The sequence below is a fragment of the Enterobacter sp. 61D5 genome (assembly GCF_034107965.1).
Taxonomy (GTDB): domain Bacteria; phylum Pseudomonadota; class Gammaproteobacteria; order Enterobacterales; family Enterobacteriaceae; genus Enterobacter; species Enterobacter cloacae_M.
This window is the reverse complement of record NZ_JAWNFK010000004.1, coordinates 23,917-35,913: the sequence shown is the minus strand read 5'-3', so window position 1 is coordinate 35,913 and position 11,997 is coordinate 23,917. Positions and strand designations below refer to the sequence as shown.

8 protein-coding genes are annotated in these 11,997 nt (G+C 58.7%); 2 read left to right on the top strand and 6 right to left on the bottom strand.

Features of this window, described 5'->3' with window-relative positions; all coding sequences use genetic code 11:
* Nucleotide 1: 1 nt before the first annotated feature.
* The gene (qseE, locus tag UTM25_RS03135) at nucleotides 2-1,429 is read right to left on the bottom strand and encodes a two component system sensor histidine kinase QseE/GlrK (RefSeq protein WP_023308837.1); all 1,428 of its coding nucleotides are present in this window, start codon (nucleotides 1,427-1,429) and stop codon (nucleotides 2-4) included.
* Between the two features lie 531 nt (nucleotides 1,430-1,960).
* Nucleotides 1,961-5,848 (bottom strand): phosphoribosylformylglycinamidine synthase, encoded by a 3,888-nt coding sequence (gene purL, locus UTM25_RS03130; RefSeq protein ID WP_194400138.1) that lies wholly within the window; start codon nucleotides 5,846-5,848, stop codon nucleotides 1,961-1,963.
* A gap of 267 nt (nucleotides 5,849-6,115) precedes the next feature.
* Here purL and mltF point away from each other — a divergent pair, with 267 nt between their 5' ends.
* Nucleotides 6,116-7,666, top strand: coding sequence for a membrane-bound lytic murein transglycosylase MltF (mltF, locus tag UTM25_RS03125; protein ID WP_168980222.1), 1,551 nt, complete (start codon nucleotides 6,116-6,118; stop codon nucleotides 7,664-7,666).
* On the opposite strand, the gene tadA is transcribed toward mltF, so the two are convergent.
* Genes tadA through murQ form a run of 4 tightly spaced genes read right to left on the bottom strand, consistent with a single transcriptional unit; the run spans nucleotide 7,554 to nucleotide 11,023 of the window.
* A complete protein-coding gene (tadA, locus tag UTM25_RS03120) occupies nucleotides 7,554-8,093 on the bottom strand; it encodes a tRNA adenosine(34) deaminase TadA (protein ID WP_194400136.1) in 540 nt (179 codons plus the stop codon). The two genes, mltF and tadA, sit on opposite strands and share 113 nt — an antisense overlap.
* Nucleotides 8,094-8,117: 24 nt before the next feature.
* A complete protein-coding gene (gene yfhb, locus UTM25_RS03115) occupies nucleotides 8,118-8,753 on the bottom strand; it encodes a phosphatidylglycerophosphatase C (RefSeq protein ID WP_194400134.1) in 636 nt (211 codons plus the stop codon).
* A 3-nt stretch (nucleotides 8,754-8,756) separates the two neighbouring features.
* Nucleotides 8,757-10,118, bottom strand: coding sequence for a PTS transporter subunit EIIC (locus UTM25_RS03110; protein WP_194400132.1), 1,362 nt, complete (start codon nucleotides 10,116-10,118; stop codon nucleotides 8,757-8,759).
* 11 nt (nucleotides 10,119-10,129) lie between these two features.
* A complete protein-coding gene (murQ, locus tag UTM25_RS03105; protein ID WP_194400130.1) occupies nucleotides 10,130-11,023 on the bottom strand; it encodes an N-acetylmuramic acid 6-phosphate etherase in 894 nt (297 codons plus the stop codon).
* Between the two features lie 117 nt (nucleotides 11,024-11,140).
* Between murQ and UTM25_RS03100 the strand changes: the two genes are divergently transcribed.
* The gene (locus tag UTM25_RS03100) at nucleotides 11,141-11,989 is read left to right on the top strand and encodes a MurR/RpiR family transcriptional regulator (protein ID WP_023333056.1); all 849 of its coding nucleotides are present in this window, start codon (nucleotides 11,141-11,143) and stop codon (nucleotides 11,987-11,989) included.
* The last annotated feature ends 8 nt before the right edge of the window (nucleotides 11,990-11,997 follow it).

The window sequence follows — 11,997 nt, the reverse complement described above, 5'->3', positions numbered from 1 at the left end:
TTTATTGATTTTTCCGGCTCACGGGCAGTTCGATACGGAAGCAAACGTCTGAACGTTCGTCCGCGGCAATGTTTAGCTCACCCTGCATGCGTCGTATGCAGTCCCGGGCGATGCTCAAGCCCAGACCGCTTCCTTTAACCGCGCCTTTCCGCTGATGACTCCCCTGGAAAAAGGGTTCGAAGATCATGGTTTTTTCGTCATCGGGGATCGGGGAGCCGGTGTTTGCGACGTCAATAAACACCCGTGAACCATTCGTATTACTTCGGATATAAATGTTACCGGATTCAGTACCATAGTGCACCGCATTGGAGTAAAGATTATCCAGAACGCTCATCAGCAGCATGGGTTCAGCCAGGCACGCAGGCGCATTCAGCTCGACGCCGGTATGCATCATTTTAGCTCTTGCTGGCAAGCTGTGGGCGGAGATCACCATATCCACCAGCGGCTCAATTTCAACGTTTTCCAGTACGACCGCCCCGTCAGCCAGCTTGCGGTTGTAATCCAGCAGTTGCTCAATCAGCTTTTGCAGATTGCGGCTGCTGTTATCCAGGATCTCGACAATCTCTTTCTGTTCTGGCGTAAGGGGCCCGGCCACTTCGTCCGCCAGCAGCTCCGTCCCTTCGCGCATGCTGGCCAACGGCGTTTTAAGCTCATGAGAGATATGGCGCAGGAACTGATGGCGCTGTGATTCGAGCCACGCCAGGCGCTCGGACAGCCAGATAATGCGCTGGCCTACGGATCGCAGCTCGCGCGGACCTTTAAAGGCGACCGTATCCCCGAGCGATTTCCCCTCCCCCAGACGGTTGATCATACGCTGAATGCCCTTCACCGGGCCGATGATCATGCGGGTAAAGAGCAGAACCAGCCCCAGGCTCACCAGGAACAGCACCAGCGCCTGCCAGCCGAAGAACTGGCCGCGCTCGGCAATCTCCTGCTGGAGCTGCTGGCCGCGAGAGAAAATCACCGCGCGCGTTGACTGCACCATCTCGGTGTTGGCGCTGGCAAAAGCTTCGAGGCGCGCGGCGGCGGCGGCATCCGGGCCGCTGTTACTGCACTGCAGCTGCGCGAGATCGTTCAAATCCTGACGTAACGCCTGATACAGCTTGTCGTCAGGTAAGACCCCCGCGTGAGCGTCCAGCATTTCGCTGTAGCGTTTACGCTGACTCTGATAAACCTTTTCCAGCGTCCGATCGTCAAGCACGCAATACTGACGATAGCTACGCTCCATCTCCAGCGCGGCGTTGGTCATCGCTTCACTGCGTCTGGCGTCGATGAGCGTCGTACGGTTGGTCAAAGCCGCCTGCGCGCTCAGCGCGTTCAGACTTTGCCACGCCTGCCAGGCAAGGATCAGCAGCGGCAGCAGGATCAGCAGGAAGGCCATCATGACGAGCTGCCGCAGGGAGCGGGGGAAAACGGGCCAGCGTTTCAACGCATTACTCTCTTAATGGGGATTTACGCAGAGCGTAACTGAGTCTGCCCTTCAGATACAACAAAGCCGGGTAAAAACCCGGCTTTGTCATGGAATGAGGCGGTGCCTAACTCGACGTTTCGCCCTGGCCTGATAAAGCATCGCTATGATCAGTAGTTGGACGGCAGGCACCTTTTTGTGCGTCATTCGAAGTTTATGTAGCGCGTCCCGAAGGGGCTGACATAAGAAGGTGAATGAGCCACTGGTTAATATTATGCAACACCCGTGCCAGAATGCAAAACAAAATGTTAACAGTTTGAAATATATGATTTTTACTCGTTTAGCCTGTTAATTATCGGTTGAATGATTTCCAGGCTAAGTGTCGCTATTAAGCAACACCTTAACGGGAACCTTTACTGCCATATATAAATCAACGAGTTAAATGTCGCCTTTTGGAGACAGTTGAATTGCGGGTCTGTCGCGTAATTGCGACACAAATAAAAAAGCCCGGTCGAGCTCGCGCTTACCGGGCCTACAGATACTGCCTAAAACTTAACCCAACTGCTTACGCGCGTTGCGGAAGATACGCATCCACGGGCTGTCCTCGCCCCAGTTTTCCGGGTGCCAGGAGTTGCTCACGGTACGGAACACGCGTTCCGGGTGCGGCATCATGATGGTCGCGCGACCGCTTTCGCTGGTCACCGCCGTAATACCGTTGGCGGAGCCGTTCGGGTTAGCCGGGTAGGTTTCTGTCACCTTGCCGAAGTTATCGACAAAGCGCAGCGCCACCAGGCCTTTGCTCTCCAGCTGAGCCAGATGCGCAGCGTCACGTACTTCTACCTGACCTTCACCGTGGGAAACGGCGATTGGCATCTGTGAACCGACCATTCCCTGCAGCAGCAGAGACGGGCTTTGGGTCACTTCCACCAGGCTGAAGCGCGCTTCGAAGCGGTCAGACTGGTTGCGCACAAAGCGCGGCCAGGCTTCGCTGCCCGGGATCAGCTCGCGCAGGTTAGACATCATCTGACAGCCGTTACACACGCCCAGCGCCAGGGTCTGCGGACGGTGGAAGAAGGTTTCGAACTCGTCACGCACGCGGCTGTTGAACAGGATGGACTTCGCCCAGCCTTCGCCCGCGCCCAGCACGTCGCCGTAGGAGAAGCCGCCGCACGCCACCAGCGCCTGGAAATCTTCCAGACCGGTACGTCCGGCCAGCAGATCGCTCATGTGGACATCGATAGCGTCAAAGCCCGCGCGGTGGAAGGCAGCCGCCATCTCAACGTGGGAGTTGACGCCCTGCTCGCGCAGCACGGCCACTTTTGGACGCGCGCCGGTCGCAATGTACGGCGCAGCGATGTCTTCGTTAATGTCGAAAGAGAGCTTCACGTTCAGGCCTGGATCCTGGTCATTCGCTTTCGCGTTATGCTCCTGATCGGCACATTCCGGGTTATCACGCAGGCGCTGCATCTGCCAGGTGGTTTCCGCCCACCACATGCGCAGCGTGGTGCGGCTTTCGCTGAACACCGCGTGACCGTCTGCTTCAATCACGAAGCGGTCGCCCTGAACGGCCTTCCCCAGATAGTGCACGCAGTCTGCCAGACCGTGCTTCGCCAGAATCGCTTCAACCGCGTCGCGATCCGCCGCGCGCACCTGAATCACGGCGCCCAGCTCTTCGTTGAACAGCGCCGCCAGACGGTCTTCGCCAAGCGTCGCAATGTTCGCTTCCACGCCGCAGTGGCCGGTGAAGGCCATCTCTGCCAGGGTCACCAGCAGGCCGCCGTCGGAACGGTCGTGGTAGGCCAGCAGCTTACGCTGCGCCACCAGCGCCTGAATCGCGTCGTAGAAGCCTTTCAGCTGGGCCACGTCACGCACGTCGGCTGGCTTGTCGCCGAGCTGGCGGTAAACCTGCGCCAGCGCGGTAGCACCCAGCGCGTTGTGACCTTTACCCAGGTCAATCAGCAGCAGGGCGTTGTCTTCGGTCGCAAGCTGCGGCGTAACGGTGTGACGCACGTCTTCCACGCGGGCAAACGCGGTGATGACCAGCGACAGCGGAGAGGTCATCTCGCGCTGCTCGCTGCCTTCCTGCCAGCGGGTTTTCATCGACATGGAGTCTTTGCCCACCGGAATGGTCAGGCCGAGGGCAGGACACAGCTCCTCGCCCACCGCTTTCACGGCTTCATACAGGCCAGCATCTTCGCCAGGGTGGCCGGCAGCGGCCATCCAGTTGGCGGAGAGCTTGATACGTTTGATATCGCCAATCTGCGTCGCGGCGATGTTGGTCAGCGCTTCACCGACCGCCAGACGGGCAGAAGCAGCGAAGTCCAGCAGCGCCACCGGGGTACGTTCGCCGAGAGCCATCGCTTCGCCGTAGTAGCTGTCGAGGCTCGCGGTGGTCACGGCACAGTTAGCGACCGGGATCTGCCACGGACCGACCATCTGGTCGCGCGATACCATACCGGTCACGGTGCGGTCGCCGATGGTCACCAGGAAGGTTTTCTCTGCCACAGCAGGCAGGTGCAGCACGCGGTTGACCGCTTCTGCCACGGTGATACCCTGGCGATCCAGCGCTTTGCCCGCCGCTTTACGGGTGGTTACGTCGCGGGTCATCTTCGGCGTTTTACCGAGCAGAACGTCGAGCGGCAAATCGATTGGCTGGTTGTCAAAGTGGGTGTCGCTTAAGGAAAGGTGTTGCTCTTCGGTCGCTTCACCGATGACGGCATACGGCGCGCGCTCGCGGCGGCACAGCTCGTCAAACAGCGGCAGCTGGTCGGCAGCAACCGCCAGCACGTAACGCTCCTGGGATTCGTTACACCAGATTTCCAGCGGGCTCATGCCCGGCTCATCGCTCAGGATATCGCGCAGGTTGAAACGCCCGCCGCGGCCGCCGTCGCTTACCAGCTCCGGCATGGCGTTGGACAGGCCGCCCGCGCCCACGTCGTGAATGAAGAGGATCGGGTTAGCGTGGCCCAGCTGCCAGCAGCGGTCGATCACTTCCTGGCAGCGGCGCTCCATCTCAGGGTTGTCGCGCTGCACGGAGGCGAAGTCGAGATCCGCATCAGACTGGCCGGAGGCCATAGAAGAGGCCGCCCCGCCGCCCAGACCGATGTTCATCGCCGGGCCGCCCAGTACGATCAGCTTTGCGCCGACGACGATCTCGCCTTTCTGCACGTGATCGGCTCGGATGTTGCCGATCCCGCCCGCCAGCATGATCGGCTTGTGGTAGCCGCGCAGCTCTTCGCCGTTGTGGCTGTCCACTTTCTCTTCATAGGTACGGAAGTAACCGTTCAGCGCCGGACGACCAAATTCGTTGTTAAACGCCGCGCCGCCCAGCGGGCCTTCGGTCATGATATCCAGAGCGGTCACGATACGCTCTGGCTTGCCGAAATCTTCTTCCCACGGCTGTTCAAAGCCCGGGATACGCAGGTTAGAGACGGAGAAACCGACCAGACCCGCTTTAGGTTTAGCGCCACGACCGGTCGCACCTTCATCACGGATTTCACCGCCGGAGCCGGTCGCCGCACCCGGCCACGGGGAGATCGCCGTCGGGTGGTTGTGGGTTTCCACTTTCATCAGGATATGCGCGGGCTCCTGATGGAAGTCATAGCGCCCTGCTTCGCGATCGGCGAAGAAGCGGCCCACCTCGGAACCTTCCATTACCGCGGCGTTGTCCTTATAGGCAGACAGCACGTGGTCAGGGGTTTGCTCCATGGTGTTTTTGATCATTTTGAACAGCGACTTCGGCTGCTGTTCGCCGTCAATAATCCAGTCGGCGTTGAAAATCTTGTGACGGCAGTGCTCAGAGTTAGCCTGCGCGAACATGTAGAGTTCGATGTCGTTCGGGTTACGGTTGAGCTTAACAAACGCATCCTGCAGGTAATCAATTTCGTCTTCAGCCAGCGCCAGGCCGAGACGCAGGTTGGCGTCAATCAGCGCCTGACGGCCCTGCCCCAGCAGGTCTACGCTCTGTACTGGCGCAGGCTGATGGTGTGAGAAAAGCTTCTGCGCGTCATCAAGAGAGGTAAATACGCTCTCCATCATGCGATCGTGCAGTTCAGCCGCAACCGCCTGCCACTGCGCGTCGCTCAGGGTAGAGGCTTCCACGTAGTACGCCACGCCGCGTTCCAGACGGTTAATCTGGCTCAGGCCACAGTTATGGGCGATGTCGGTGGCTTTGGAAGACCAGGGGGAGATGGTGCCCGGACGAGGCGTCGCAAGGATCAGTTTGCCGGTTGGCGTATGGCTGCTCAGGCTTGGGCCATACTTGAGCAGGCGTTCCAGCTGTACGCGCTCCTCTGCATTCAGGGGGGCATTCAGGTCAGCAAAATGGACATACTCAGCGTAAATATTGCTTACCGGAAGGTCGGCCGCCTGAAAACGTGCCAGCAGTTTAGTGATACGGAAGGCAGACAGTGCAGGCGAACCACGCAGAATTTCCATCATAAGTCTCTCGTCTTCGAAGCGCCGGGGCGCTTACAGTGTGCGCAAGGGGGGAAAACGGGCGTCATTATAGAGAATCCTGAGCGCCGACGAAACCGTTTGCGTCGAAATAAAATTTGCACAGAGATTTAACAATAGATGTGACCTGTCTCTCTAATTGGTTGCCAAGTGGCGCAAGTTTACGCAAAATGCCGCTCATTCAATGGCAAACCTTATGATTAACATGGCTACAGCAGACTGAGGCAACCGGCGTCGCAGAGAATTAACTAATTGAAAAAATTAAAGATTAATTATCTGCTCATCGGCATTGTAACGTTGCTGCTGGCAGTGGCCCTCTGGCCTTCCATCCCCTGGTTCGGCAAAGCCGAAAACCGTATCGCCGCCATTCAGGAGCGGGGGGAATTGCGCGTCAGTACCCTCAACTCCCCGCTGATTTACAGCGACGTCAACGGCAAAATCATTGGCCTGGATTATGAACTGGCACAACAGTTCGCCGATTATCTTGGCGTGAAGCTTAAAATCACCGTCCGCCAGAATATCAACGAGCTGTTTGACGACCTCGATAACGACGATGCCGATATGCTCGCCGCCGGGCTGGTGTATAACAGCGAGCGCAGCAAGAACTACCAGCCAGGCCCGACCTACTACTCCGTTTCTCAGCAGCTGGTTTACCGCGTCGGGAGCCTGCGCCCGCGCTCGCTGGCGTCAATTAACGATCGGCAGCTGACGATTGCGCCCGGCCACGTGGTGATTGACGATCTGCGGGAGCTCAAGGAGAAGAAATATCCCGACCTGAGCTGGACGGTGGATCCGAAACTCGGCACGACGGAGCTGCTGGAGCAGGTAAAAGATCAGAAGGTGCCCTACACCATCGCCGATTCGGTCGCGATCAGCCTGTTCCAGCGGGTGCATCCTGAAATCGCCGTGGCGCTGGACGTCACCGACGAGCAGCCCGTGACCTGGTTTAGCCAGCTTGATGACGATCAGACCTTCTCTGCCGCGATGCTTGATTTCTTCAACACCATCAATGAAGACGGTACCCTGGCGCGTCTGGAGGAGAAGTACCTCGGGCACGGCGATGACTTTGACTACGTTGATACCCGCAGCTTCCTGCGCGCGGTAGACAGCGTCCTGCCGGACCTGCAGCCGTTGTTCGAAAAATACGCCCAGGAGATTGACTGGAAACTGCTGGCGGCTATTTCGTATCAGGAATCCCACTGGGATACCCAGGCCACGTCGCCCACGGGCGTACGCGGTTTGATGATGTTAACCAAAAATACCGCACTGAGCCTGGGCGTGAACGATCGTACCGATGCCGAACAGAGCATCAGCGGCGGCGCGCGCTACCTGCAGGATATGATGGCCAAAGTACCGGAAACGGTGCCGGAAGAAGAGCGGATCTGGTTTGCGCTGGCGGCCTACAATATGGGCTACGCGCATATGCTTGATGCGCGAGCGTTGACGGCCAAAACGAAAGGTAACCCGGACAGCTGGTCAGACGTTAAGCAGCGCCTGCCGCTGCTGAGCCAAAAGCCATGGTATAACAAGCTGACATACGGCTACGCGCGCGGACATGAAGCCTACGCCTACGTGGAAAATATCCGTAAATATCAGATTAGCCTGGTCGGGTATCTGCTGGAGAAAGAGAAAGAGGCGACGGAGGCCAAACAGCTGGCTCAAAGTTACCCGGTCGTGGCGCCGGACGAGCTTAATCGTCCGACAGCTTCAGTTCTGCCTTTTGCTGCTTTTTCTGCTGACGGCGCATTCGAAAGAAATCGCTTAATAGCCCCGAACACTCTGGTGCAAGCACCCCACCGATAGTCTTCACCTGGTGGTTCATACCCGGGTGACCCAGCACGTCCATCAGCGAACCGGCCGCACCGGTTTTTTCATCCCGCGCGCCGAAAACCAACGTCCCGATCCGGCTGTGCACCATCGCGCCGGAGCACATCACGCACGGCTCCAGCGTCACATACAGCGTGGTATCAAGCAGACGATAGTTTTGCAGCACCAGACCGCCCTGGCGAAGCGCCATGATTTCGGCATGCGCAGTAGGATCGTGGTGACCAATAGGCCGGTTCCACCCTTCGCCAATCACCTGATTGTTATGAACCAGCACCGCGCCCACGGGCACTTCGCCCTCGTCCCAGGCGCGTTGAGCCAGCGTCAGCGCGTGGCGCATCCAGTATTCATGATTGTGTTCAGGGTTGGACAAAGGCTGATACTCCAGTCGAAAAGCGGGCGGCATTATACACGCCAGTTTTAGAGAAGACTATTCGAGTTGCTGAAGTTCGCCTGATGGCGTGACGCGCCAGCGGTGCTGGCAAAAATAGAGCAGCGGGTTGTCCTGCTTGCTGTCGCTGTAGCCGCTGTACAGGCGCAGCGGCGTACCGATGCGTTTTTCCAGCTGGACCACTTTTTCATGCCCCAGGCAGCGCAGGGTCAGCACCCAGCCGCCGTAGCCGCGGGCAATTTGCGTGGCGATAAGATTCACGCGCGGAAGCCAGGGGGTATCAAAGTAGACCTGCTCCACCAGCGTCTGCGGGGAGCCGGTAATCAGCCAGATGTCGGCATCGTTCGCGTCGAGGTAGCTGGTCAGGCGCGCCTGCACCACCGGAAAGGCGTCGACGTGGCCGCGAAACCAGTGCGCAAAATCCTTTTCGAGCTGCTTGAGCCGCGCTTCGCTGTGCCCAAAGGTACATCCCCACAGCAGCAAACTCATCGGCCACCGCGCCGCACGGCCTTTCACCAGCAGTGCGATCCCGATAACCGGTAAGAGCGGCAGCACGAGCAGCGCATTCAAAGGCTGACGCCGCAGCAGGTAACGCATAAACGTACCAAACATATCCTGCTGATGCAGCGTTCCATCCAGGTCGAAAAAGACAACGCGACGCGCGTGATTTGCCAAACCTTACTCCTCTGGGTCGTTGAAACCTAACAGCCAGGTAAACAGGAACCCGGCGATCACCGCTACTAAATAGCCTAACAGATAGAGCATCACTTTTCCGGTCACGATGGTTAATGCCAGCGGTAAACCGGAAAGTCCAAAGGTGATCACGGTAGCGACTTTCCAGTAGCTGATCAGCGCCCCGCCTACCGCGCCCCCCAGACAGGCGGCGAGGAACGGTTTACCCAGCGGCAGCGTAACGCCGAAAATCAGCGGCTCGCCAATGCCGAGCAGTCCGACCGGGAGCGCGCCTTTAATCATTTTTTTCAGGCGCGCGTTGCGGGTTTTCATCAGTACGGCAATCGCCGCGCCGACCTGCCCCACCCCCGCCATCGACAGGATAGGCAGCAGCGCGTTATAGCCGTGCGCCTGTACAAGCTCGACGTGGATCGGCACCAGCCCCTGGTGCAGGCCGGTCAGCACCAGCGGCAGGAAGGTACCGGAAAGCACAGCGCCCACCAGCAGCCCGCCTCGGTCGATAGCCAGAGACGCACCGTGAGCGATGGCTTCAGAGATCCATCCGCCTAGCGGCTGGAGGGCCACAATCGCTACGCTACCGGTAATCAGCGTGGTCAACAGCGGGTTGAGAATCAGCTCGATCGAGCCAGGCAGAACCGCGCGCAGCCTTTTCTCGATCCAGCACATCAGGATGACCACCAGCAGCACGGCGATTACCCCACCGCGGCCCGGCTGGAGCGCCTCACCAAACAGCGTGATCTGCGCCAGCTGCGGGCTGGACAAGATGCCCGCCATGACCCCGCCCATCGCCAGCGATCCACCAAACACCTTCGCGGTATTCACCCCGACCAGAATGTTCATGATGGCGAAAACAGCGCTGCCGAAGATCCCCAGAATCCCCAGCAGATTCGGATACTGCGTGGCGAAATCCCCCACAATATCCGGTCGCTTGAGGATATTGATGATCCCGGTGATCAGGCCTGAGGCAATAAACGCCGGGATCAGCGGAATGAAGACGTTTGCCAGCTGACGCAGCGCATCGCTCATGGGGGCTTTGTATTTGGCCTTCGCCTGCGCCCTGGTGCGTTCCGCATCATCCATCGACGCGCTCGCGCTAACGCCCATCAGCGCGCGCATGGCATCGACAACCTGCGCCGCTTTCCCCGGCCCGACGATCAGCTGATGCTGCTGCCCCTGTTTCACGTAGCCGCTGACGCCGGACAGTTGCTTCAGGCGCGGCACGTCAAGCTGGTCGTCGTTATGCACCTCGACGCGCACGCGCGTCATGCAATTTTCGAGACGATGAATATTTTTTTCCCCACCGATCCCCTGCAGGATATCGCTGGCGAGCGCTGCTGTTTTGTCCATAGACGCCTCTGTTAGTTTTCTAATGCCGCCCGTAAGAAGCCGTTATGCGCAGCGAGTTTGGCCCTCGCGGCCGCCGCATCCAGCCCGCTCAGGATCATCAGAATGGCCGGTTTAACATCGTGAGCGGTCTGCTTGAGCACCGCTTCTGCCTCTTCACGGCCTGCGCCTGTCGCCTCCATCACCATGCGGCAGGCTCTGTCCACCAGCTTGACGTTGGTGGCCTGCATATCCACCATCAGGTTCTGATAAACCTTGCCGAACTTCACCATCGCGCCGGTGGAGATCATATTGAGCACCAGCTTTTGCGCGGTCCCGGATTTCAGACGCGTGGAGCCGGTGAGCGCTTCCGGCCCGACAACCGGAGAGATAGCGATAGCGGCCACCTGCGCAATCGGGGAACCCGGATTACAGGAGATGGCGACCGTCGTGCAGCCCGTCCGGTTGGCGTATTCCAGCCCGCCAATGACGTACGGGGTGCGCCCGGATGCCGCCAGCCCGACCACCAGATCCTTCGCGGTCAGATTCAGATCCTTCAGGTCATCCTCGCCCAGCTGTGCATTGTCTTCCGCTCCTTCAACGGCTTTCAGCAGCGCACCGGGTCCACCGGCAATCAGCCCAACGACCAGACCGTGCGGCACCCCAAAGGTTGGCGGACATTCTGACGCATCCAGAACCCCAAGACGCCCGCTGGTGCCCGCTCCCATGTAGATAATGCGACCGCCGGCCTTAAGGGCTTCCGCCGCCGCATCGACAGCTTTCGCCACCTCGGGTAATGTCTCTTTCACAGCCTGCGCGACCAGCGTATCCTGTTGATTAAAGCGGTTAACCAGCTCCAGGGTGGAGAGCGCATCCAGATCCATGGTTTGCGGGTTACGCGTTTCAGAAACAAGTGAGCCAAGATTCATTTTTTTACCTCAAGAATTTTTAATTCATAATAATCACACTATAATGGAATATAAAATTCATTCAGGCGAGCAAAATTCGTATTTGCGCAGATAATCACATTTTCGCCAGGAGACCGTATGAACTGTTTAATTCGCATTCGCCAGCGTTACGCAGGCTTTGCCCAAAGCGACAAGAAGCTGGCGGATTTTCTGCTTTCTCAACCCGATCGCGCACGCCATCTCAGCTCGCAGCAGCTGGCGAGTGAAGCCGGCGTGAGCCAGTCCAGCGTGGTGAAGTTTGCCCAGAAGATTGGCTTTAAGGGGTTCCCCGCCCTCAAGCTGGCGATCAGCGAAGCGCTGGTGAGCAACCCCAACCCGCAGTCCATGCCGGTGCATAATCAGATCCGCGGCGATGACCCGATGCGGCTGGTTGGCGAAAAGCTGATCAAAGAGAACGTGGCGGCCATGCACGCGACGCTCGACGTGAATACCGAAGAGAAGCTGCTGGAGAGCGTAGCGATGCTGCGCGGCGCGCGGCGCATCATCCTGACCGGTATCGGGGCGTCCGGACTTGTGGCGCGTAACTTCGGCTGGAAGCTGACGAAAATTGGGCTTAACGCCATCGTCGAGCAGGATATGCACGCCCTGCTGGCGACCGTACAGGCGATGGATCCTGACGATCTGCTGCTGGCCATCTCTTACTCCGGCGAGCGCCGTGAAATCAATATGGCAACCGATGAAGCGCTGCGCGTCGGCGGTAAAATTCTGGCGATCACCGGTTTTACGCCGAATGCCCTGCAGCAGCGGGCAACGCGCTGTTTATATACCATTGCCGAAGAGCAGGCCACGCGCAGCGCGGCTATCTCGTCCACCAGCGCGCAAATGATGCTGACGGACCTGCTGTTTATGGCGCTGGTGCAGCAGGATCTGGAGCGCGCGCCCGAACGCATTCGTCACAGCGAAGAACTGGTAAAGAAACTGGTTTGACGCGTATA

Coding starts and splice junctions, on each gene's coding strand:
- purL (WP_194400138.1), bottom strand. CDS start 5,848: ATGATGGAAATTCTGCGTGGTTCGCCTGCACTGTCTGCCTTCCGTATC.
- tadA (WP_194400136.1), bottom strand. CDS start 8,093: ATGCCGCCCGCTTTTCGACTGGAGTATCAGCCTTTGTCCAACCCTGAA.
- UTM25_RS03110 (WP_194400132.1), bottom strand. CDS start 10,118: ATGGACAAAACAGCAGCGCTCGCCAGCGATATCCTGCAGGGGATCGGT.
- murQ (WP_194400130.1), bottom strand. CDS start 11,023: ATGAATCTTGGCTCACTTGTTTCTGAAACGCGTAACCCGCAAACCATG.
- UTM25_RS03100 (WP_023333056.1), top strand. CDS start 11,141: ATGAACTGTTTAATTCGCATTCGCCAGCGTTACGCAGGCTTTGCCCAA.